13 protein-coding genes are annotated in these 25,055 nt (G+C 44.1%); 11 read left to right on the top strand and 2 right to left on the bottom strand.

The window, feature by feature from the left end; translation table 11 throughout:
- Window positions 1-32: 32 nt before the first annotated feature.
- From DYD21_RS17515 to DYD21_RS17470, 10 genes are all read left to right on the top strand, one after another.
- Window positions 33-3,470 (top strand): SusC/RagA family TonB-linked outer membrane protein, encoded by a 3,438-nt coding sequence (locus DYD21_RS17515; protein ID WP_158607352.1) that lies wholly within the window; start codon window positions 33-35, stop codon window positions 3,468-3,470.
- A 16-nt stretch (window positions 3,471-3,486) separates the two neighbouring features.
- A complete protein-coding gene (locus DYD21_RS17510) occupies window positions 3,487-5,376 on the top strand; it encodes a RagB/SusD family nutrient uptake outer membrane protein (RefSeq protein WP_116038371.1) in 1,890 nt (629 codons plus the stop codon).
- Window positions 5,377-5,426: 50 nt separating this feature from the next.
- Window positions 5,427-8,294 (top strand): SusC/RagA family TonB-linked outer membrane protein, encoded by a 2,868-nt coding sequence (locus DYD21_RS17505; protein ID WP_116038370.1) that lies wholly within the window; start codon window positions 5,427-5,429, stop codon window positions 8,292-8,294.
- A gap of 23 nt (window positions 8,295-8,317) precedes the next feature.
- Complete coding sequence (locus DYD21_RS17500) at window positions 8,318-10,087, top strand: RagB/SusD family nutrient uptake outer membrane protein (RefSeq protein ID WP_116038300.1); 1,770 nt, start codon at window positions 8,318-8,320, stop codon at window positions 10,085-10,087.
- Between the two features lie 40 nt (window positions 10,088-10,127).
- Window positions 10,128-11,189 (top strand): DUF5627 domain-containing protein, encoded by a 1,062-nt coding sequence (locus DYD21_RS17495; RefSeq protein WP_348636197.1) that lies wholly within the window; start codon window positions 10,128-10,130, stop codon window positions 11,187-11,189.
- Between the two features lie 32 nt (window positions 11,190-11,221).
- The gene (locus DYD21_RS17490) at window positions 11,222-12,871 is read left to right on the top strand and encodes an endo-1,4-beta-xylanase (protein WP_116038299.1); all 1,650 of its coding nucleotides are present in this window, start codon (window positions 11,222-11,224) and stop codon (window positions 12,869-12,871) included.
- A gap of 199 nt (window positions 12,872-13,070) precedes the next feature.
- The gene (locus tag DYD21_RS17485) at window positions 13,071-16,814 is read left to right on the top strand and encodes an FG-GAP-like repeat-containing protein (RefSeq protein WP_116038298.1); all 3,744 of its coding nucleotides are present in this window, start codon (window positions 13,071-13,073) and stop codon (window positions 16,812-16,814) included.
- Window positions 16,815-16,971: 157 nt separating this feature from the next.
- A complete protein-coding gene (locus tag DYD21_RS17480) occupies window positions 16,972-17,394 on the top strand; it encodes a hypothetical protein (protein WP_116038297.1) in 423 nt (140 codons plus the stop codon).
- Window positions 17,395-17,820: 426 nt separating this feature from the next.
- Complete coding sequence (locus DYD21_RS17475; RefSeq protein WP_116038296.1) at window positions 17,821-20,346, top strand: PP2C family protein-serine/threonine phosphatase; 2,526 nt, start codon at window positions 17,821-17,823, stop codon at window positions 20,344-20,346.
- 84 nt (window positions 20,347-20,430) lie between these two features.
- Window positions 20,431-20,787, top strand: a complete 357-nt coding sequence (locus DYD21_RS17470; protein WP_116038295.1) for a LytTR family DNA-binding domain-containing protein — start codon at window positions 20,431-20,433, stop codon at window positions 20,785-20,787.
- A gap of 155 nt (window positions 20,788-20,942) precedes the next feature.
- On the opposite strand, the gene DYD21_RS17465 is transcribed toward DYD21_RS17470, so the two are convergent.
- Together DYD21_RS17465 and DYD21_RS17460 are read right to left on the bottom strand one after the other, a co-directional pair.
- Complete coding sequence (locus tag DYD21_RS17465; RefSeq protein ID WP_116038294.1) at window positions 20,943-21,467, bottom strand: hypothetical protein; 525 nt, start codon at window positions 21,465-21,467, stop codon at window positions 20,943-20,945.
- 256 nt (window positions 21,468-21,723) lie between these two features.
- Entirely contained in the window at window positions 21,724-22,992 is a 1,269-nt protein-coding gene (locus DYD21_RS17460; protein WP_116038293.1) for an NAD(P)/FAD-dependent oxidoreductase, read from the bottom strand.
- Window positions 22,993-23,187: 195 nt separating this feature from the next.
- On the opposite strand from DYD21_RS17460, the gene DYD21_RS17455 reads away from it, so the two are divergent.
- On the top strand, window positions 23,188-25,035 hold the full coding sequence (locus tag DYD21_RS17455; protein WP_116038292.1) for a Xaa-Pro dipeptidyl-peptidase: 1,848 nt from the start codon (window positions 23,188-23,190) through the stop codon (window positions 25,033-25,035).
- Window positions 25,036-25,055: the final 20 nt, after the last annotated feature.

Below are 25,055 nucleotides of genomic sequence, written 5' to 3'. Positions count from 1 at the left end.
AGTTTTCAATGTCAAAATCAATGGGAACACAGATGAACGATAAAGCTACGATAATCCGCATTTTGGGATGCCTGTTATTTATTTTTTTGGCAGGGCTTTCCTCGGCAGATGGTCAAAAAACAGACCCAATAATAACCCTGAATGAGCAGGATAGTGTTCAGTCTGAATCAAGCAGTGTCCAGTTGGAAGATGAGCTTAAACAAATGGAGGAATGGTTTGATGTCTCATTTATCTATGAAAGCGGTTTGCTGAATGGAATGCGCGTAGAGCCCAAATTTTTCCGACAGTCAGATAATTTCGGGAAGGAACTGCAGAAACTTGTAGATCATTTCAATCTGACATTTACCAAACTGAATGAACGCACTTTTATCCTTAAAAAGGATGGCGAAGAGCAGGCTGCTGTAGTGGAATCTTTTAACCATTTGGTAGAAGGGGTTGTCACTGATGTTGAAACTGAAGAGACGATGCCGGGTGTAAATATAATGGTAAAGGGAACCTCACAGGGTACCTCAACTAATTTGTATGGAGAATATTCGCTAAATGTGCCCGCCCCAACCGACACACTTGTATTTACATTCATTGGATATGAGAGATTGGAAGTTCCTATCGAGAACCGAAATCAGATTGATGTTGCTTTGCAGCCCGGAACATTTACCGGTGAAGAGCTGGTGGTTGTCGGTTTTGGTACTCAGCAAAGGGAAAGTGTAATTGCAGGTATCTCCTCTATTTCTGAAAGAGATCTGGCGAGGACCGTTCAGGTACCGAACCTGAGTATGGCGCTGACGGGTAAGCTGCCGGGGGTGGTTACTGTAAGCAGTACCGGTTTGCCGGGTGAGGAAGATCCTCAAATTTATATACGCGGACAGAGTACCTGGCAGGATTCTTCCCCGCTAATTTTGGTTGACGGGATTGAGCGCCCGATGGGAAGTGTGGATATGAGTTCTGTATCCTCAGTGACAGTTTTAAAAGATGCTTCTGCAACGGCTGTCTACGGAGTTCAGGGTGCAAATGGTGTGATCCTGATTGAAACTAAATCGGGTTACGATGGACAGGTTCAGATATCAGGAAGTTTCACAAATACAGTTAAGGTTCCATCGAAACTGCCGGGTGTAATGGATGGATATGAAACTCTGATGTTACGAAACCAGGCCATAGAACATGAGCTTGGTGCACCAAATGCAAGTTGGGGGGCGTATCATACACAAGATTTTGTCGATCGTTATCAACGGCCACAATCTCCGGAAGATCGGATACGCTATGCAAATGTGGATTGGGCTGATGAATTGTTCAGAGAGTATACCCAATCGTATGATGCTAACCTGAATATTAGAGGTGGTTCTGAATTTGTACAATTTTTTGCAAGTGCTAATTATGTGAATGAAGGCGATCTTTTCAGAGAGTTTGAAAACAATCGCGGATATCAACCCGGATTCGGGTTTCAGAGGTTAAATGCCCGTTCTAACCTGGATTTTCAACTGAGTCCTTCAACTACATTAAGTGCAAAAATTGCAGGTTCTTATGGGGTAAGAAAGAGGCCCTGGGGTTTTTCAGGGGGCGACTATGGTTTTTGGATAGCTGCATACAGTGCATCCCCAACTCAGTATTTGCCAATTTATCCGGATGGAAGTTTTGGATTTGACCCTGACGCAACCGGGGGAAGTAGTAACTCGGTACAAATTTTGGCATTGAGCGGAATTGAACGAATAACCAGTACTGAGTTGACCACAAATTTTGAGCTTGACCAAGATCTGGACATGTTTGTGCCAGGGTTGAATGTTAGAGCTCAGGTTGCCGTTGATAACACTTTTGTTGAAGGCAACAGGGGAGTGAATGACTTATACAATTCTGCACGCAGCAGATACATTGACCCAATAAGCGGGAATGAAACATTTCAGCCCCTTTACGATACAGGAACTCCTTTTGATTTTCAGCCAGGAAGTTTGTGGAATACCGATGGAGGATCGGTTGATAATTCTCAGACGTATCGGCGATGGTACTATCAGTTTCAGATAAACTACGATTTTACGTTAGGTGAGCGGAATAATTTCACTCAGATGGGACTTGTAAACCGTTCCGAAAATGCGTTAGGTAGCATCATTCCTCAAGCTCGCGAAAACTGGGTATTTCGTTCAACCTATAATTATGATCAGCGATATATACTTGAATACAACGGATCATATAACGGGTCGGAAAGGTTTGGTGAAGGTTATCGATTTGGTTTCTTTTCATCTGGTGGAGTTGGCTGGAATATTCACAGAGAGAGCTTCATGAGTTCATTAGATTTCCTCAATAATCTTAGAGTTAGAGCTTCCTACGGAACTATCGGGGATGACTACACTACAGGACGCTGGCTCTACATGACGGAATGGGCATATGGAGGCAATACAGGTATGGGAACTGTTGGTATTACAGCTCCGGAAAGTCCATACACCTGGTATAGAGTAGAATCATTGGGTAACCCGGATGTGCGCTGGGCAACGGTAACTAAGGCTAATTTGGGAATTGAATTCGGACTCTTTCAAGGGCAGATATCCGGTTCTGTCGACTTTTTCCAAGATAAACGTGAAAATATCCTTATTAGCGGGGGCGACAGGGCGATTCCATCCTACTTTGGGCAGCAGGCTCCTGTAGCTAATATCGGAGAGGTGCATAACCAGGGATTTGAGGTTACACTTAACCTTGATCGAATGATTGGTAGTCGATTCCGACTGTGGACGGAAGTGAATGTGACTCATGCACAAAATGAAGTTATTGAAAGGGATGACCCTGAATTAACACCAGATTATCAAAAACAGGCTGGGTACGCTGTAGGCCAGGCGCGAACACACATCGACAGAGGTTTCTATGACTCTTGGGATGAAGTGTATGCATCTACTCCTTTTAATACGAATGATGCGGGGAAATTACCTGGAGGTAAATGGATTGTTGATTACAACTCCGACGGATTAATCGATGATCAGGATTCTGTCCCATTTGGCTTTTCCGGGACACCGCAAAATACATTTAATACAACCGTTGGATTTGATTGGGCTGGATTCAGCGGATTTGCACAATTCTATGGTGTAAATAATGTAATCCGGAGCACTAATTTTGGCAGCCTTGGGGGGAATGAGTTGGCTTATGATGTAGAAGGCGGCTACTGGAGCTTGGATAACCCTGAAGCGAATACTATGATGCCTCGCTGGAATACCAATATCAGTGGATACAGCAGAGGAAGTCGCTGGATGTATGATGGATCTTATCTGCGTTTAAAGAGTGCTCAAATAGGGTACACATTTGATGCAAATTCAAATGTAGCAAGAGGCCTGGGTATCAGTAGCTTAAATATTTACCTGAACGGTCATAACCTGCTTTTGTGGACCAACATGCCCGATGACCGGGAATCTAATTTTGCAGGCGGTGGCGTGACCAGCCAGGGAGCCTACCCAACGGTACGACGATTTAACTTAGGGGTTAATGTTAATTTCTAAATTTGTTGAAATGAATATGAATAAGACAATAAATAAATACACAATTTTAGGATTCGGGATTTTCCTGAGCGCAGTTGTACTGGTTTCATGTGAAGATTTTCTTATGAAGGCACCGGAATCCAATGTGTCTGAAGATGCTGCATTTGAAAACTTCACCAATTTCCAGGGTTTTACCGAGGAGCTATACAATATCATACCTGACTTTTCAAACTCCTACTGGACAAGTAATTGGAATTTCGGAGACGATATTGTTACAAGTAACGACATGGATTACCACATTGTGGATATGTTCGATGACGGTAATTTCTGGGGCTGGCAATCGGAACATAACGGGTGGAATACATCCTGGCTTGATAAAGCCGGTAGCCCTCCTACTACTAACGCGGATCGATTTGATAAATCCCTTTGGGATCACGGCTGGTATGCAATTCGCAAAGCGAATGTTGGGCTTAGTAATTTGGATAAGCTTCAGGGTACAGAAATGGAAAGAAACCTGATTGAAGGCCAATTGCTGTTCTTCAGAGCATGGAATTATTTCCAGTATATGCAACATTTTGGCGGTATGCCTTATATGAGTGAACCTCTTCCGGCTGATGCACAGTTCGATCAGGAAAGATTACCTTACCAAGCTATTGCCGATAGTGTGGCACGGGACTTTAGAAGGGCTGCTGATCTGTTACCCATAAGCTGGGACGAAACTGAAGTTGGGGCTAGAACGGCCGGGAACAATGCATTACGTATTAATAAAATCATGGCTCTGGGATACCTTGGCAAAAATTTGCTTTGGGCCTCCAGCCCCCTGATGAATGATGGAGCGGATGAGACGGCAGCGAGCTATAACCAGGAATTCGCAGAACGGGCAGCTGATGCACTCGGTGAACTACTGAGCCTTGTGGAGTCAGGTGAAGCAAATTATGAGCTGTTAGATTTTTCGGAATGGCACATGAATTTCTATACTCATGGCCAAAACTGGGAGTTACCGGGTGGAACCGAACGAATATTTACAGGTCCCTATTTCGATGCCTGGCAATCAAATTGGAATACCAGTAAACAGTTTACACCGACCATCATCATGGATGGTAGTAATTTCTTCCCAACCGCAAACTATGTGAAGAAATTTGGAATGGCGAATGGATTACCTCTGGATGAAGGTGACTCTGGTTATGATGAGGAATATCCGTGGAGAGATCGCGACCCGCGTTTTTATAGTACATTCGTGTATGATGGTTTGCAAGTGGTTCAGGGTACAATGCCAGAGGCTGATGAGCAACATCGCCATGCGAATCTATATACTGGAGGCAGCTATAGATATGCAAATGGTGCCAGTCCGGGTGGTACTCAAACAGGTTACACGTTAAGAAAGTTTATTCCATTGACAGCCAATACATATGATGATGGGATGAGTTATGGCAGTAACCTGCACATTCACCTTCCCTGGATGCGGTTAGCCGGTGTCTACGTTATGTATGCAGAAGCGGCATCTGTAGCCAACCAATCATCTACAGGGTCATCCGGAACTTTCAATATGACGGCTGAAGAGGCGATTAACAGAGTACGAGACAGAGCCGGTGTTCCGCCTGTGGATGGTCGATATTTAGGGGATGTGGATGATTTTCTGAGTGAGGTAAGGCGAGAGTGGTCTGTTGAATTAGGTTTTGAAAGGCATCGGCTTACAAATCAGCGCAGATGGCTATTACTCTTAGATGAAAATAACACTAGAAAAACCGGCCATTTCTTTCAGCGGTCACCTGATTTTGATCCGGATAATCCAAGAGAAAATAGAGTACTGAACTTAAATGAAGTAGTGCTTAAGGAGAGAAATCTCACCGAACGTCACTACTGGCTCCCCTTAAAACGGTCAGATGTGAATATCAGCGCAAGTTTTGAACAAAATCCTGGATGGTGATGCTAAACGAAGGAGATAATCAATTGCACGAGTTAAAAAACGTAGAACGAATGAAATACTTACGATACAATATATTAGTGTGTACCATACTCTTCTTACTGCCTACTGGCTTAATCGCACAGGATTCTAATTCGGAAGAGATGGAACAGGCGATCGAAGATACTGTTGCTCAAACGGATGGGGTGGATTTTCAGAGAGTTGGGCCCAGAGTTGTACAGGGTGCATTTCGACAAATTCCCAGAGAAAATCTAATGGGAGGAATCTCAGTCGTGGATGTACCTCGTATAATGGAAAAAAACTACATGACCTTCAGCTTGGAAAATATGCAGGCTTTTGCAGGAGGATTTAACGGTAGTTTATGGGGAATGGGCGATTATTTGGTGCTGGTGGATGGTATTCCCCGTGATCCAGGGAGCATCAATCCGTCCGCAATACAGCAGATTAGTTTTATGAAGGGAGTCTCTGCCAATGTGTTATACGGTAGCCGTGCCGCGAATGGTGTGGTATATATAACGACTAAGCGAGGGGGAGACCACGATTTGCAGATAAATGGAAGGGTAAATGGAGGTATTAACATCCCTATAAGATATCCTGAATATCTCGGTTCAGCAGAATATATGACGCTATATAATGAAGCGCTTCAGAATGATGGCTTGCCACAGCAATATACCGCGGAAACCATCTACAGGCACTCCAGGGGTAACGATCCGTACAGATATCCAAATGTTGATTACTATTCACCGGACTACCTGAGGGATTTTACGAACCGATATCAGGGAAATGTGGAATTATCCGGGGGTACCGAAACGGCAAATTACTACACGAATATAAATTTTATAACCTCAAACTCCCTTCTGGATTTTGGGGAAGGTGAAAATCTTCGGGGAAATAATTTCAACATTCGTTCAAATGTTGATTTTGAGCTGAATGAAAATATAAGAGCATCTGTAGGGGCCGGTGTAATTTACGACGAACAGAACGGTGTAAATACCGACTATTGGGGACAAGCTTCCACCTTGCGCCCGGATCGCTATACACCACTTATACCCATTGATATGTTTGTAGATGGCAATCAGAATCTACAACAGATTATTGAGAACAGTGACCATGTTATTAATGACAGATATTTGTTGGGTGGGAATCAGATCTATTCATCAAATCCAATTGCTGATATCTATGCTGGTGGAACCAATCAATCCGTGGGACGACAATTTCAGTTCAATACAGCGATAACGATGGACTTGGATGCTGTACTTGAAGGGTTGGAATTCAATAGTATGTTCGGAGTTGATTATCTATCGTCATATTATCAGGGTTTTAACAATCAATATGCAGTATATGACCCTAATTGGGTGGCTTTTGATGGTGAGAATCAGGTAAGTAGTCTCAACACATTTGGTCAGGACGCAAGAACCGGAGTCCAAAATGTGGACAATAGCATATTCCAGCAAACACTCGCCTTTTCAGGACAGTTCAATTATCACCGGAATATTGATCAAGACAATCAAATCTCGGCAATGCTGATTACCAATGTCCATCAGCTTAGCTATTCCGGAGAGTATCATCGAACAGGGAATTTGAACCTGGGTTTACAGTTAGGGTATAACCACCGCGAAAAGTATTATGTAGATTTCAGCGCTGCTATACCTCATTCAGCAAAACTTCCGGAAGGTAACCGGCAGGCATTCTCACCAACCGCAACGCTGGGTTGGAGAGTCAGCGAGGAAGGTTTCATGGCTAATGCAAGCGCTATCAATAATCTCAAACTTTTTGTTTCAGGCGGTATAGTGAATACCGATATGCCAATTCCCGGCTATCATTTGTATGAAGCAAGATACTCTCAGGCTGATGGTGCATTTTTTGGATGGGGAGATGGTAATCTCAGACAAGGTACTCAGTCTTTTAGAGGTGCCAATCCAAACCTTACCTATATTAAGCGAAAAGAATTAAATGCAGGTATTGATGCATCTTTTTTTGACAATACTCTAAATATAGAGTCTACGGTCTTCTATAATAGAAATGAAGGGGGAGTTATCCAGGCATCTGCACTATATCCAAGTTATTTTTCAACCGGATGGCCTGAAAACTCATTTATTCCCTACGTGAATTATAATATTGATCAAAGAAAGGGAATAGATTTTAATCTCAGATTTAATGAAGAATTGGGCGGGGTAAATTGGTCACTTGGTTTGGCAGGAACCTTTTTTGATAGTAAGGCAGTTAGGCGTGCCGAGATTAACCAGTTCGACTATCAAAATACCGAAGGAACTCCATTGGATGGTATTTGGGGACTTCAAAGCCAGGGTTTATTCATGGACCAGCAAGAAATTGATAATCATGAGGCCTCTCAGCAATTTGGCACTGTGCGACCGGGTGATATTAAATATGTTGATCAGAACAATGATAATGTAATCAATTCTCAGGATCAGGTGTATCTTGGACGGGCCGGTTGGAATGGCGCTCCAATGGAATTTGGAGTTCATTTAACTGCCAGATGGAATAATTTTACGCTTTTTACTTTAGGAACCGGACAATTTGGTTCCTACGGTGTGATGAGTGGTGACTACTACTGGGTAAATGGAGATAATAAATACTCTTCTGTTGTTCGCGATCGCTGGACCGAGGAAACTGCAAATACTGCAACCTATCCACGGCTTACAACCCAAACCGGTAGTAACAATTTTCGTACATCCGACTTTTGGATGTATAGTACTGATCGTTTTGACCTGCAAAAGGTACAATTAACTTATGATCTGCCGGCAAGCTTTCTTCAGGCATCCAATATCAGACAACTGCAGGTATACGTAACTGGAGCCAATCTTCTGACCATCTCTCCCAACCGTGATATCATGGAGACAAATGTAGGGACGACTCCCCAAATGCGGTTCTTCAATCTGGGAATCAATGCAAAATTTTAATTTAGATTTAGTGAGACAGACCTATGTATAAAAGGATACTATTATACCTGTTTTTTTTACTTCTTGCAGTTCTCATTGCAAGTTGCAGTGACGTTTTAAGTCCGGGCAATCAGAATATCAATGAGCTGGATGATATGTACACCGATGCAACATATGCCGAAGGAATTTTGGCGAATGCCTACAACCTGTTGCCAAATAACGGGTGGACATTTACAGATGTAGCTACAGATAATGCAGTGACCAATGATAATAATGCTGCATTTCGCCAGATGGCTAACGGTCAGTGGGCCGCAGATAATAACCCGCTTAATCAATGGCAAAACAGCCGTGCAGCCATTCAATACTTAAATATTTTCCTGGATAATGCAGATAATGTTCAGTGGGCAGATGATGAAATTTCAAGCGCACTGTTCAATCAACGACTGAAGGGTGAAGCCTACGGTTTAAGGGCACTATTTATGTACCATTTATTGCGGCACCATGCAGGCTGGACCGGAGGAAACCAGGGCGGTCAGCTACTCGGTGTGCCTGTCGTATTAGAACCGGAGGGTATAGATTCAGACTTTCAAAAGCCCAGAGATACGTTTCAGGTAGGGTTAGAACAAATATTCAGTGATATAGAACAAGCAACGGAGATGCTTCCTCTTGATTTTGGTAATGTAGGTGATCCTTCTCAATTACCTGATGGTTTTGGCAGTACAAATGATGATCTGGGAAGATTTAACCGGGTGTTCGGTGATGATGGCAAGCAGCGAATGAGTGGTCGTATAGCGATGGCAATAAAAGCGCAAAGTGGCCTACTGGCTGCCAGCCCTGCCTATACAGCCGGTACCAATACGACTTGGGAGGACGCCGCTGTCTACAGTGGTGAACTACTACAGCTGAATGACGGAGTAATGGGCTTAGCGGAGAATGGACATAGCTGGTATAACGATAGCGGTATGTCCAGTATCGGCTCAGGTGAAAACCCGCCGGAGATCATCTGGAGAACTAACATTGGGCAAAGTAATGACCTGGAATCCGAACATTTTCCTCCGACCCTTTTTGGAAATGGCCGAATGAACCCGACACAAAATCTGGTGGATGCTTTTCCAATGGAGAATGGATACCCGATTGACCATCCCGATAGTAATTATGACCCTTCAACTCCGTACGAAAACCGGGTTGATCTGCTTCAGCATTATATACTGGTGAATGGCGGAACAGCTGGTGTAAATAATACCACCATTATTACAGCCGCAGACGGTACTACTAATGACGCACTGAATCAGGTGTCAACCTCTACACGTACCGGCTACTATATGAAAAAACTACTCCGTCAGGATGTGAACCTTGATCCAACCAGTACCAATGATCAGTTACACTATATTCCCCGAATCCGTTACACTGAAATTTATCTTGCGTATGCAGAAGCGGCCAACGAAGCATGGGGTCCAACTGGAACCGGTCCTTTTGGTTTCTCCGCGTATGATGTGATAGAAGCGATCCGGGCACGCCAGGGAGTCAGCCAGCCTGATCAGTATATGCAAAATGAAATCAATTCTGTTGAAGACATGCGGGAACTCGTACGGGATGTCCGTCGTATTGAATTGTCCTTTGAAAACTTTCGCTTTTGGGACCTGCGTAGATGGGATATGGATTTAACTGAACCTGCTCTTGGCGTTAGAATCACAAACGGGGATCATGAAGTGATGACAGTTGAAACCCGGGATTTTCAACCTTATATGCGTTTTGGACCTGTGCCATACAACGAAATCTTAAAATTCGGTTTAGAACAGAATTTTGGGTGGTAGTATGTATCGTATGATATCTAATAAATTTATAAATGAGGAAATGGGAAAGATGAAATATAAGAGTGTTTTAAGCGCGTTTATAGTGTTGATGGCCGTAACCTTATTGACATCATGTCAAAATCAGGACTGGGAATTTTCCGACTATGAATATCAGTCGGTATACTTTTCTTATCAATATCCGGTCAGGACTATAATATTGGGAGAATACCTGTACAACAATGAATCTGATAATGATCATCAGTTTAGAGTTATGGCTACTACCGGTGGGGTGTATTCAAATAACAATGATGTGATGATTGATTACGAAATTGACCAGGAAATGGTTGACGGTTTTGAGTTTGGGGGAACTGGAAATCCCATACAGGCGCTGCCGAATAATTATTTTGAGATCATCTCTAATGGTGATCAAATGGTAATTCCAAGAGGCGAACTGGCCGGAGGATTGACGATACAACTCACAGATGAATTTTTTCAGGATCCCGATGCAATAAATACAACGTATGTAATTCCTGTAAAACTGTTAAATGTAGCGAATGCAGATACAATTCTTCAGGGGACACCCAATCCGTTTGCAAGTAATCCAAGAAGAGGGGTTGCTGATGACTGGGAGGTTGAACCGAAGGATTATACTTTCTACGCAATAAAGTATATAAATCATTACGATGGATTCTACCTTCGCAGAGGAGAAGACATGTTTACGGATGAAAATGGGGATACAGAAACCAGGATACGGCGAACTGAATCAGTTGTTAAAGATGAGGTTGTTGATTTACTTACACAGTCTTTAACACAGGTATCATTTCCATACACAATACCGGATTCCGACGGGAATGATATAAACATTACAATTTTACTCGATTTTGATGATCAGGGGAATATCACTGTTTCTGATGATTCCGATGAATATACCGCAAGCGGTAGTGGCACCTTTGTAAACCAAAGTGAATCAGAAGAAAGCTGGGGTGAGAAAAACCGAAATGCAATCTACCTTGACTATGTGGTCGAATGGGAACAGTCGCAACGTCGTGTAGAAACGGCAGATACGTTGGTTTTACGTGATCGTGGTATCGGTCTTGAAACATTTTCTCCGGAACTACCCTAATTTTTCATATTAACACTGAGCAGAAAAATACTATGAGACAGTTATTTACGGTAGGAATTTATATAGCGACCTTGATTTTGATAGCATCCTGCACCAAGGAAAACCCAACTAACTTTAACATGGAGACACCTCAAAGTGTTGCAGTGCAGGATTCATTAGATAGCAATTTCTCTCCATTGAAAACGTACATCAATACTGAAAATTCTGATTTTAAGCTCGGAACAGCAGTTTCGGCATCTGCCTTTGCAGATCAGGGTGCAATCTTTGGTTTGGTGAATAGTAATTTTCAAGAAGTTACTGTCCACGATATGAGTCATGGAGCTGTCGTTCAGGCAGATGGAAGCCATGACCTTTTAAGCATCAGTGATCTAATAGGAGTAGCAGAGGAAGCCGGTATATCAGTTTATGGTAATGCCCTGATCTCATTTGAAAATCAAAACGAAGCCTACCTCAATGATTTGATTGCTCCCGAAACGATTGAAGTAAGCGAACCGTCATGGGAGTTAATTTCCAGTGCAGACTTTGAAACGGACGACGATTCAAATTATGAGGCAAACGAAGGAGCAGATTTATCATTTACCGCAGATGGCGAGGGTGCTAATGGAGAAGGGCGCGCACTGCAGATCGTTAACGCAGAAGTTCGGGAAAACGATTGGGACAGCCAGTTTTTCATGACATTCGAACCAAACGTGGAAGAAGGCGACCAACTTAGATTTGTGATGGATGTGCGTGCAGAACAGGAAGCTAGCTTTCCAACTCAGGCTCATGATGCACCTACAGAATATCTACATTGGGATTTTTTTGGGACGATTAACGCTACACCAGAATGGTCACAACATTTAATGGAAATCACGGTGAGCGAAGAACAGGCAAGTGCAGGTACAATAGCTTTTAATCTCGGAGCTACAGCTACCACATACTACTTTGACAATATGGAGGTGTGGTACTATAATACTGAAACTGGCACCGAATTAGTGGAAAAAACTCCTGAAGAGAAGGAAGAAATCCTAAGCACAGAATTAGAAAATTGGGTATCAACAATGGTTAGCGAAGCTTCTTATGTGGATGCCTGGGATGTTGTGAGCGGAACAATTGAAGGCGGAGACGAAAATAGTTTCCAGTTGAGGAGTGATGGTGGATTTAACTGGTATGAATATTTGGGTGAAGACTTCGGCGTTCAAGCTTTTCAAGTAGCCAGAGAGCATGCAGGCGACGGAGATATCTTGTTTATAAGTGATTATGGTTTGGATAATCTGGATAAAACCCACGGACTCATAAATTATGTTGAATACATAGAAAATAATGGGGCTGTAGTGGATGGTATTGGCACACATATGAATATCAACATTAATAGCAGCCGGCAAGATATTACGGAAATGTTTGAGTTACTGGCAGCCACGGATAAAATAATTAAAATATCCGGGTTGAATGTGGGACTTGATGGAATTAGTGCTGGAGCAGCCTCTCCTGAGGTTTATGAAGCGCAATCCGAAATGTACCAGTTTGTGGCAGATCAATACTTTAGTATAGTACCTGAAAGTCAACGATACGGTATTACGATCTGGAATCCGCTCGATAGTTCGGATAATCCGTCAGGGCTTTGGACCAGTGATTATGAGCGAAAACGAGCATATGCAGGTTTTGCAGTTGGTTTAATGAATGGGTTTAACAGTGGAAATTAAGTTCTTTTGTTGCTTAGTACTTCCCTGTTAAGGTGACTCAAAGCAGCACATTTATAATCATTACACTTCTAATTAGCCTTATTATTCTGGGACAGAGTATGTTTCTGTCGCAGGTTTAAGGCTTTTACATTTTATAGAAAGCACTATAGAACTATATTCCACATTCCACTACGAAGAAGAATTTTATTGCAACCGGCCATTGATTGATCCTGACTTTGTGAATTTTAAAAAGTTACTCTTCTTATTTGTCCTGCCACTGGTATTCATTCAATGTACCACTGATCGCAGGAATATTGAATTAAGCTGGAACCAGGAAGATGGGTACCGATGGTCGGAATTACAGCTACCCAGACAGGATAAAGCAGGATTTAAGCACTTATCAGAATCTGAGACAGGAATTACAGTTCAAAATTTCTTAACAGACGAACGTTACATTGAAAATACCGTACTGCTTAATGGGTCAGGTGTTGCGGCAGGAGACGTCAATGGAAACGGATGGACGGACCTGTATTTTACACAAATTGACGGGCCTAATAAACTGTATCTCAATCAAGGGAATTTTAAATTTATAGATATCTCCGAGGAAGCAAATGTAGAACTGGAAGAATATATGTCAGCAGGTACGGTTCTTGCCGACGTAAATGGAAATCGCCATTTAGATATACTTGTAACGACCTATCACAACGGGACCATCCTGTTATTGAATGATGGAGAGGGTTCATTTACCCGCGCAACGCAGAGTGGGTTAGATTCCACTACAGTAGGCGGTACAACCATGACCCTGGCCGATGTAAATGGGAACGGTTACCTGGATCTGTATGTGACACATTACCGAAATGAACGGGTAAGGGATTTGTATGCGCCGGGAGACCTTATCGGAGACAATGTGGCCGTAAGAGAGGGTGACAGATTCATTATCAAGGAAGAGTTTCAAGAGTATTACACAAACATCATCAGTGTAACCGGGCCAACTCTTCGTGAAAAAGGAACTCCGGATGTGCTCTATTTGAATCAGGGTGGAATTGGCGATGCGTGGAATGGATTCAAAAAAGTAGAGAATTTAGAGGATCATTTTTTAGATGAAAATGGCGAACCGCTCGGCGTGGGCGAAAAGTGGGGACTCACCGCTCGGTTTGAAGATATCACGGGTAACGGACTCCCTGACTTGTATGTTTGCAACGATTTCTGGCCGATCGATCAGTTTTGGATCAATCAGGGTGATGGAGTTTTTAAAAAAATGGATCCGTTAAATTTCAGGCACATGAGTTTGTCAGCAATGGGGATTGCGGTAGGTGATGTGAATAACAACGGTCACGCCGATTTTTTTGTCTCAGATATGCTCAGTCCAATACACAGCGAGCGTATGCGCCAAATCATAAATTTGGATCCCTTTCCGGTTGAGCCGGGTGATGTTACAAATCAACCTCAGTACACCCAAAATTCTCTCTATATAAATCGTGGAGACAATAGCTTTGTTGAAACCGCTAATTATAGTGGAGTGGATGCAAGCGGCTGGTCGTGGGCTACATCGTTTATTGATGCAAATTTAAATGGTTTGCAGGATCTGTTTATTGCAACAGGCTATTTATATGATGCCCAGGATCTGGATTCAAGTGCTCTGGTAAGTCGGCAAATTAATGAACAGCCATACGATCTTGAGAGTTATCGCAGAGGAAAACTGCAATACCCATCCCTGGACCTTCCAAACCGAATGTACAGGAATGAAGGTGATCTGAAGTTCTCTGATGTAAGTTCTGAATGGGGCTTTACCGCAGAGGATGTTTCTCATGGATTGGCTATTGCAGATCTGAATAACGATGGAGCACTGGATATGGTCGTTAGCCGGATGAACAATCCCGCAGCAGTGTATGAAAATACAAGCGGGAAAGACCGTATTGCTGTTCGTTTGATTGGTTCAGTACCAAATACCCAGGCTATCGGTGCTAAAGTAACTCTGAGTGGCTTTGAGCCGTTTCAGAGAAAACGCATTGTGTCAGGTGGAAACTACATGTCCGGTTCAGCACCGCATATCATGTTTGCGTCGGACCCCGACAGTACAAATCAGGAGCTACATATCACGTGGCCAAATGGTAAAGAAAGTACAATTGTCGATGTAAGGGTGAATCGAATCTATGAAATTTACCAGGACAGCATCTCGGTCCAATCAGAAAATGTTGTCATTGAAGCTGCTACTCAGCCGGTATTTGAAGATGTTTCTGATCGCATTGATATCAAAGATTCTGTAAATGAGTATCAAGATTTCCGGCGGCAGCCTTTTATCCCCTTAATGCTGAGTCAGCTTGGTCCGGGTGTGGCGTGGCTCGATTACAACAACAATGGCCGGGAGGATCTAATACAGACCTCGGCACAGGATGGAAAGCTGGCCGTTTTAAGAAATGATGGTGATGGTCAATTTAGTAAACAAGATATACCCGGAATTGAAAATGAGCAAAATGATGGCGGTAAACAAACTGCTGTAATCGGATGGCGTACTGACGAAGGGCTGAATATGGTAGTGGGACGATCAGAATATGAAGAGCCATCTCCGGGTGGGCCTTCGGCTTATCATTATTTAATTCATGAAGGTGAAGTAGTAAAAACCCAGGAGATACCGGGAACAGGTTCAAGCACGGGTACACTGGCCGCGGCTGACTATAATATGAATGGTACACTTGATCTGTTTGTGGGAGGTCGTGTAATTCCGGGCAGATATCCTGAATCGGCAAGTTCAGCATTATATACCCTCAATGATGAGCAGTTTGTTCTGGACGAAACCAATACTGAACTATTGCAGGATATTGGGATGGTTACAGGCGCGGTTTTCACAGATTACAACAACAATGGCTGGCCTGATTTACTTATCAGTACTGAGTGGGGCAGTCTGAAGCTTTTTGAAAATGACCAGGGACAATTCAGGGATGTAACCTCAGAAGTTGGATTAGACAATTATCTCGGGTGGTGGAATGGGCTGGCCACAGGTGATTTTACCGGTAATGGCCTGCCCGATATTATAGCCACAAACTGGGGGACGAATAGCCGTTATGAAATCGTAGAAGATCATCCAATGCGCATGTATTATGGACATATAGACGGTGGTAGTTCTCTGGACATTATTCAAGCAAATTACAACCCTGAAATGCAGGACTATGTGCCTCTGCGAAGATTGAATTTTTATTCGGGATTTCGTCCGATGTATTCCAATATCAATTCATACCAGGATTATGCGGAATCTACTTTAGAGGAGATCCTCGGTGCAATGATACAGATCACTCCCTATAAAGAAATCAATACGCTTGAAAGTATGGTATTTATCAACAATGACGGCCAGAATTTTGAGGCTCATCCATTACCACGTACTGCTCAGCTGACTGCCGGTTTCAGTGCGAGTATAGGCGATTATAATAACGATGGAAATGAAGATGTGTTTTTGAGCCAGAACTATTTTGCCTTACCACCTGGTGATATACGGCTGGATGGGGGCCGGGGATTGTGGCTGAAAGGGGATGGCAGCGGTCAATTTACGGCAGTGCCGGGCCAGGAAAGCGGGGTGAAAATATTTGGAGCCCAACAAGGAGCTGCACTGAGCGATTTTAACGCTGACGGCCGTGTGGATTTAGTTGTCACCCAAAACGGAAACCGTACAAAGCTCTATGAAAATCAAACAGAAAAAAGGGGGTTTAGGATTAGTTTAATCGGACCGCAAAATAACAGAAATGCGATTGGAGCAACTATTCGGCTGATATATAATAACGGAAAAAAAGGGCCGCAGCGGGAAATACAGGCCGGGGCTGGTTATTGGTCTCAGAACGGAGCAGTGCAGGTAATGGGATATCTTGAGACGCTTCAGCCCGAATCTATTGAGGTAAAATGGCCGGATGGAAGTTTCAAAAAAGTCCCGGTTGAGCAGGGAATATGGAACTATGAGATTGAATATATAGAGTAGATTTTTAAGACAAAAAACAGGTCCTGAGAATGGCCGGCTGGATAATTTCAATGACCTAAACATTCTGGAAAGAAAATCTGTATCAGACACTTTTTAACTCAATTTTAGAACTCAGGTTATGAGCCAGAATTTGTTTAAACTTTAATCCAACCTACAAATGAATCATACGAATAACTCATTAAGGGCATTGTTTGTGACGGTTGCTGCCGTAGTCACTTTGCACGCCTGTGCCGGGATGGGGAACATCAGGGGAGAGAATATCAAAGTTTATTACGAGAGTATGGATAGAATGGTTGAAATATCCCGTGATGCTATAGAAAATAAAGGTTATAGTGTAACCAACATTCATCAAAGGCGAGAGGCATCCCAAAGAACCACGATAACTTTTGTCAATAGAACAACCGCTGGTCGACAAATGGTGAGCTCTATGCAGTCAAACGTTCATTTGGCGAAAGTGGATACAGCAGATGCTACATCCATAAGAATAGATAATCCGAAATATAACTACGGCACACCAACGGATCAGAGAATAGACCACGCTAAAATCTTGTTTGAGGAGATAGACAGGCTGCTTGAGTAGTTATTTTGATGACTGAAGGGCATATGTTTACCCGTATCATACGGAAAGAGTTTTCTTAAAAATGGAACATTTTGGTTAAATTATCTTTTTCTGCTTCAGACACATCATCAGGTGAGAATTACTGAATCAAATACCTCAAGCGACCGTAGTGAGTAGAGTTACAGGGGTAATTCAGGATTGTGAATGTGTCAGTGAAATGCCCCGGTTATTGCCAAAAAAATGTAAGTGCAATTGTATATCACCTGAATTCACGATCGAAACTCAGTTTTAGAATTTCATCAGCTGAAAATCAATGGTTACAATTCTATATAATCAATCACTTTCAGATAAAATAGAATCATGAGAATATCCGTTTTGATCTGATCTTTCCTATACCGTTCTTGAAAAAACGGTTTGATAGATTCCACTATTTTAAATTCACGATCCATGAAAAACAGTCATACCGATAGCAGAGGTCTTACCTTCTGGATCATTCTGGGGCTTGCGGGATTTGTTCTGTTTTCAATTCTTTTTAACCGGTTTCATTATTCTGCTGAAGCCCCGATTACCTATTCTAAAGAGAAAACACTTAGCAAAACATCAGAATTATACGCGGACCTCGGGATCGAGTCAGATACTTTGTCCACGGTTATTTTCAGGCATCAGCGCTCTCCCCTCTATCGTGCTATCCGAGATTCTCTCGAAAATGAATCACCCACTCCGGCGCAGCTGAACGCACAAGGGTTTCATTTGCACGGATGGGATGTAATATCAGCAAGCACACTTGGATTAACAGATAGTTTTACCTTTTCACCCAGGCCAATTTTTGAATCGTATGGATTCTTCAGAACTCAGTACGACAACAGCGGCAGGATAACAAATTTTCAGGCGAAAAGTGATAGAGGTGCTTCGGCAAATGTGGATGGAGAAAACTCACTTGAAACGGCCCAACATATCATCGAACAGATTTTCGGCCATGAGCTGGAAGGGTATGAACAGACGGATATCTCTGTGGATGAGGTTGCACCCCGCCTTGATGAAAACGCCGTTCCAGTGCAAAGACTCGATACACCGCAAATTACATCAACGTTCCGCTGGGCCAGACCGGCCGGTAGTTACAGGGAGTATATTGAACTGGAACTGAGTTCTGTTCCGGCGTCCGACACCGGACTATCTGATGCCGATGCGGCAAGCATTGTTTCCATTGAACGGTTTGAGGCGTGGCATGAAATGGAGAAAATTCCGCCTAAACCTGCAGAAGACTATTTTGTCATTCTCTTTATTTCCGTAATTGCTCTGCTTGCACTTTTTACTTTTATAGAAGGGCTTGGCCAGGTTTTCAAAGGAAAGGCAGATTGGCGCCGCATATTTTTTATTGCCCTTGCCGTTACGATTGGAATTTATGGATGGCGCCTGATCTTTCTGCTCAATTTCACCGACCTGCTCACCGTTCAGGCCAATCTTGTGGTCCAGTTCAATCAACTGGTATTCGGATTGGTAATGGGCCTTTTTGCATCGGTGGCGTATATCGGGTGGGAGGCTCATGCGCGAAGTGAAGAGAAATATGAGATGAATCTGATTGATGCCTATTGGCGCGGAAAACTCTACCTGAAGGAAACTGGCGGCAGTATTATCCGGGGTTTTTCTCTCGCAGGTGTTATGCTCGGAATCACGGCTCTTTTTCTTACGGTAAGCGGCCTCTTCATGATGAACTCCGATAGCCAGTTCGGTTTTACTGAAGTGATCAACCGGCCGCAATTCCTTTCGATAAATCTGAGCATGTTTATCGTAGCAGCTCTCGCCTCAATCGCCATGGTGGGTATTGTATACCACTTTTTCAGGAAAAGGATAAAAAATCCACATATTGTAATGGCGGCCAGTATAGTAGTGGGCGGTGCAGTTTTTACCGGGCTGGGTCGGTCATTCGCAACCACCGGGTCGGAATTAAACGAATTGGTTCTGTTCATCATGCTTGCCGTACTCCTATTCTATACCTACAGGGCAACAGGTGTGGTGACTGTTTTTTCTGCATTTTGGCTGTATAGTTCTATCATTACCATCATGCCGTATATCGGATCACCCTCATTTGATGTCTCGGTGACCGGCTGGCTTCAGATTGTACTCGCTTTATCTGTACTTCTTTTTGGAATTGTGGCATGGCGAAAAGGGCCGTCCATCTCAACTGTGCGCAACTATGTGCCGGAATACGAGCAAAAAATGCGCCGGAATATCCGCATTGAAAATGAGATGCAGATCGCACGGGAATCACAACAGCGTCTGATGCCTCATGCGCCGTTAAAAACGAATCATTACGAGCTACAGGGATATTTCCTGCCTTCATTCGAAGTGGGTGGTGATTATTTTGATTACGTTGAAGCCGAAGACGCTGAATCAGGAACTCATCTCACACTTACAGTTGTGGATGTTTCCGGTAAATCGATGCGGGCTGCAATGCAGGCGGTTTTTACCAGCGGGCTTCTCCGTTCCAGGATGTATACCGATCAGCCGGAAGATATACTGCGCGAAATTTCCCCGGTTGTTTATGATAAAACAGACTCCCGAACATTCATCACCTGCGTCATTGGCCGATATGAGCCCGCCAGCCGCACTTTAAAGCTCGCTAATGCCGGTCACTGCATGCCGATTTTAAAACGGAATGGAAAAGCTGAGTATCTCAGAACTCCGGATCCGAAATATCCGCTTGGAGTACGCCCGCAGGTGCGCTACAAAGAGTTGCTCATTAAACTTCAGCCGGGTGACCTCATTCTTTTCTACTCCGACGGCTTCCCGGAAGCAGTAAATGAAAATGGCGAGCGAATCGGCTTTGAACGAGCCCGCCGGTATGTTGAAGAGATGGATAGCGGCGATCTGTCAGCGCGGGAAATTTGTACGCAGATAAAATCCTACGTCGAAGATTTCAGCGTGGAACGTCTCGCCGATGATACTACCATTCTCTGTTTGAAAATAGTTTGAAATAATCAGTCTGATTCCGACTTAGCAGGTAACAAAATTTGGGGCCTCAACGTATGCCATCAAAAAAGGAATCAGTGTACAGCAATGATGGAAACAGAAGAAAAGCTTACTCTCGATGATAATGTTCTGCTCAGCGACGGCAACGATTACAGGCTGGTGAAACTACGGGATGTCCGCTTTTTTGAAACCTATGGAAACTACAGTAAAACCTATTTCTCGGATGGAAAATTACTCATCTACCGATCACTCAACTACCTTGATGAACGTCTATCCGGTCGATGCTTTTTTCGGGCGAACCGTCAGCAAATACTGAATCTGTCTCATATCCGGAATGTAGAACTGCTTGATAATTCATTTTTCCGGGTGGAGATGAGCTGCGGTAAAAAGATTGATCTCTCAAGACGGCGATCAAAAGAATTTAAAGGAGAGTTCTGTATATAGATGGCCTTTCATCGACTTGAGATTTTACAGTTAAGGCTGATTCACCCGATGACTCAGAAACCGATTTTTATTACAATTGATCCAATTTATGCCAAAAAAAAGGCGAATTCCGGGTTAAGGAATTCGCCTTTTGAATTTGAGTAATACGGGCTTGATTACTCAAAATATGCGAGAGGTGAACGCAGCTCGCCTTTCCTGTTGAAATACTCCATTCGTACATCCGTATCATTCTGAAGAATCACTTTATATTCCATACGGTTCTTGTCGAAGTTTTCGATTGTCACCTCATTACCAATAATTCTCCACTCTGGTAAATCGTTTGAGAGAGCGGCATAGATGGCTTTTGGCAGCGGGATATTTCGCTGAACAACCGTTGCCCGGATCAACTCTCCGTCACTGTTATATTCCGCATGAAGAGACTCATTTTTTGAGGAGCCCTGCACAAGGTATTTATCATGACGAGGTGTGTTCAGGCTGATTTCATTAAGGTTGCTGTTTTTGAAGAGGTTCTCCCGCTTCAGGCAGTGAAGGCTTTGGAAGCAGTTAAATTTCTCTTCTACTATTATTCTTGTGTTCTGTGAATACTCTTCCTGCACGCCATCTGTTGCCTGCTGGGCAAACAAAGGAAAGGAAGTGATCATCACAATAAAGATCGTTGAGATAGCATATCGGGTAATCATAATGGTATGGATTAGGTTCATGGTTACATTCGATTACGCCATCATCCGGGAAGCGGTTACACGATTTCGATTGCAATTATATGAGCGGATCTATTTGGTTTTGAACGGGTTAGTTTAGTCACTCATCGGTTTTCTAAATCTACAGTGAGATGTATTATCCATAGCATTTAACGGGCCGAAAATATAATCGATGAATCAGGCCGGTACATTAACTGAAGGTAGAATTTGAGTAAACATACAACGTTATGTTCTGAACTCATTTTTCACTGGACTTTGAGTCAGCCCTGCCGGTAATCAACCGGAAGCTTCCTTTGAACGTCAGATAGTACCAGATCCACTCGGCCATAACCCTGAACCGATTTCTGAAACCGATCAGGAAGAAGATGTGAATGAACGACCAGAGCAGCCAGGCGGTAAATCCCTTGAATTTAAAACCGGCAATTTCAGCGATCGCTTTTCCGCGGCCAATGGTTGCCATATTCCCCTTGTCGAGATAGACAAACCCCTCGTCACTCCCTTTTTTCCCGAGGATTTTCTTTGCCACATACTTACCCATCTGCATGGCTCCGGGAGCAATCCCAGGCACCTGTTTCCCATCGGCATCGGTGCAGTTTGCTGCGTCGCCAATTACAAATATTTCCGGATGATTTTCGGTTGTCAGGTTCGCGTTGACCTTCACCCGTCCCGCCCGGTCGGTTTCGAAGCTAAGTTTCTTCAGCAGGGGAGTCCCCTCGTTGCCGGCCGCCCAGATGACGTTTGAGGACGGAATGGAAAGCTTTCCGGCCTGAACTCCCTCCTCATTCACATCCCTCACCATCGTGTTCAAATAGACGTTAACGCCCATATCAATCAGTTTTTGACGGGCACTTTCGCTGAGCGATTCGGGATAAGTGTTCAAGATGGCGTCTTCTCCTTCTATGAGATAAACGTGAATATCCTTTTCCCGAACATTTTTGTAGTCGTCAATTCCGGTTTTTCTTGTTATCTCTGCAATAGCCCCCGCCAGCTCAACACCGGTCGGGCCGCCGCCCACAATCACGAAGTTTAGGAATTTTTGGCGAAGATCGGGATCGCTCTCTTTTTCAGCTTGTTCGAGCGACCATAGAATACGTTCTCTGATATCGAGAGCATCATTCAGCGTCTTCAGTCCGGGGGCGTGCTTCTCCCACTCATCATTTCCAAAATAGGAGTGCCGGGTTCCGGTGGCTATAATCAGGTAGTCATATTCGTACTCCTTTCCCGATTTTCCGGCAACTCGCCTCTTTTCCTTATCTACCCGGATGATCTCATCCATCACCACGTTTATGTTTCGCTTATTTTTGAAGACGGATCGAATAGGAGTGGCGATATCGCCGGGTGAGAGGGCCGCAGTTGCTACCTGATAAAGAAGAGGCTGAAACAGGTGATGATTCGTGCGGTCGATCAGGGTAACTTCAATATTTTTCTTGTTCGTCAGCGACCGTGCAGCCGTCAGCCCGCCGAATCCCCCGCCGATGATGATTACTTTAATATTGTTTTCAGCCATAGTGTTGATTATCAGTAATTGATATGAGTGCAGCCATTATTTTTACCAACACAATTTACTGCTTACGAATTCTGCAAATCAGATAAGATATTCATAAAGTTACTTTGATAAGCGACGAGATTTACAACTTGTTTCATCCATATACACTACATTAATGGATTGAATTACTTGAACCATTTTCTGAGTACATAACATATGAAGTTAATAGCACGGTTTACGGGTTTACTGATAACGTTGGTTTTAGTGACAGCTGTTTTATCGCAGGGTCAGCAGCAAACCATTACGGTGCCCGTTATCGAAAACGGCCAGGCTCAGTCTATCCCGGAGTTTGAGGATCCCGAAAACTGGCTTCGCCACGATCTCTGGGTCGAAACGGAGTTTGATACGGATGGAGACGGGAAACCCGATCGAATGCATGTATCGGTAACCCGTCCTGCTCAGACAGAAGGCGGTGGATTACAACTCCCCGTGATTTACGAAACGAGTCCATATTATGCTGGAACAGCACAGCCCCCGTACGATTTTTTCTGGGATGTGCGCCATGAACTTGGAGAGGAGCCGCCGGAGCGTAAAAAAGGTCCGGAAGTGCAGCGCAGGGGGCAAAGACCGATCATATCAAACTCACAGATTGAAACGTGGGTACCCAGAGGTTTTATCGTGGTGCATTCCACATCTCCCGGAACGGGACTCTCGCAGGGCGCACCAACCGTTGGCGGTGAAAATGAATCACTGGCTCCCAAAGCGGTGATCGACTGGCTGAATGGTCGCGCTAACGGTTATACTACACCCGATGGCGATGAAAAAGTTGAAGCGTACTGGGCCACCGGCGCTGTGGGAATGACCGGCACATCCTATAACGGAACACTGCCTCTCGCCGCAGCAACGACCGGGGTTGAGGGCCTCAAAGCGATCATACCGATCGCCCCAAATACATCCTACTATCATTATTATCGTTCAAACGGGCTGATTCGCTCACCGGGCGGCTATCTCGGTGAAGATATTGATGTCTTGTACGATTTTATTCACAGCGGTGATGAAGAGAAGCGCGAATATAACAACCGCACAGTTCGCGATACGGAAATGGCCGAAGGGATGGATCGGATCACAGGGGATTATAACGATTTCTGGTATGGCCGCGATTATCTCAACCAAATTGAAAATGTGCAGGCGGCTGTTCTGATGGCGCACGCTTTTAACGACTGGAATGTGATGCCGGAACACAGTTACCGCATATACGATGCGCTGCGTGAGCGGGGTGTACCATCTATGGTCTACTACCACCAGGATGGCCATGGCGGAGAACCACCCCATGAAATGATGAACAAATGGTTCACACGGTATCTTTACGATGTTGAGAACGGTGTGGAAGAGATGCCCCGATCGTGGATTGTGCGTGAAGGCGACGACAGGGATGATCCTACACCTTATGATGATTACCCGCATCCCGGGGCAGAGGAGGTGATCTTCCACCTCACGCCGGGAGCTCCGGAACGGGGCGGTCTTACTCTGAATGCATCGCCGGATTCGGAGGCCACCGAAACACTGGTCGATAATGTATCTTTTTCAGGATCGGCGCTTGCACAGGCTGAATGGACTGATCATCGCCTGATTTATGTCACTCCGGAGCTCACGGAGCCGGTTCACATCTCCGGTGAGGCAACAGTGTCTATCCGGCTGGCAAGCAGCAAGCCGGCAGCAAATTTATCTGTCTGGATGGTTTCCCTGCCCTGGAATGAGGGCCGGAATACGCACATCACAGATAATATTATCACACGGGGCTGGGCCAGTCCGCAAAATCACAGCTCAATCTGGGAGAGTGAACCACTTGAGCCGGGAACGTTTTACACGATGGAGTTTGATCTTCAGCCGAATGATCAGGTCATCCCGGCGGGTCAGCAGATCGGTCTGATGATTTTTTCAAGCGACCGTGAATATACGCTCTGGCCGGAACCGGGAACCGAACTGACCATCGACCTGGACCAAACAACATTAACGCTGCCGGTAGTTGGCGGTGAAGCTTCGTTTTCGACAATGAACTGGTAATATTTTACTGATAATTGTTG

The organism is Rhodohalobacter sp. SW132 (genome assembly GCF_003390325.1).
Taxonomy (GTDB): domain Bacteria; phylum Bacteroidota; class Rhodothermia; order Balneolales; family Balneolaceae; genus SW132.
This window is presented reverse-complemented; position numbering and strand designations above follow the sequence as displayed.

Bases quoted from the DNA above. Each gene is read 5' to 3' on its own strand.
- DYD21_RS17505 (WP_116038370.1), top strand. From the start codon at position 5,427: ATGAAATACTTACGATACAATATATTAGTGTGTACCATACTCTTCTTA.
- DYD21_RS17500 (WP_116038300.1), top strand. From the start codon at position 8,318: ATGTATAAAAGGATACTATTATACCTGTTTTTTTTACTTCTTGCAGTT.
- DYD21_RS17490 (WP_116038299.1), top strand. From the start codon at position 11,222: ATGAGACAGTTATTTACGGTAGGAATTTATATAGCGACCTTGATTTTG.
- DYD21_RS17465 (WP_116038294.1), bottom strand. From the start codon at position 21,467: ATGATTACCCGATATGCTATCTCAACGATCTTTATTGTGATGATCACT.
- DYD21_RS17460 (WP_116038293.1), bottom strand. From the start codon at position 22,992: ATGGCTGAAAACAATATTAAAGTAATCATCATCGGCGGGGGATTCGGC.
- DYD21_RS17470 (WP_116038295.1), top strand. From the start codon at position 20,431: ATGATGGAAACAGAAGAAAAGCTTACTCTCGATGATAATGTTCTGCTC.
- DYD21_RS17480 (WP_116038297.1), top strand. From the start codon at position 16,972: ATGAATCATACGAATAACTCATTAAGGGCATTGTTTGTGACGGTTGCT.
- DYD21_RS17475 (WP_116038296.1), top strand. From the start codon at position 17,821: ATGAAAAACAGTCATACCGATAGCAGAGGTCTTACCTTCTGGATCATT.
- DYD21_RS17495 (WP_348636197.1), top strand. From the start codon at position 10,128: ATGGGAAAGATGAAATATAAGAGTGTTTTAAGCGCGTTTATAGTGTTG.
- DYD21_RS17515 (WP_158607352.1), top strand. From the start codon at position 33: ATGAACGATAAAGCTACGATAATCCGCATTTTGGGATGCCTGTTATTT.
- DYD21_RS17455 (WP_116038292.1), top strand. From the start codon at position 23,188: ATGAAGTTAATAGCACGGTTTACGGGTTTACTGATAACGTTGGTTTTA.
- DYD21_RS17510 (WP_116038371.1), top strand. From the start codon at position 3,487: ATGAATAAGACAATAAATAAATACACAATTTTAGGATTCGGGATTTTC.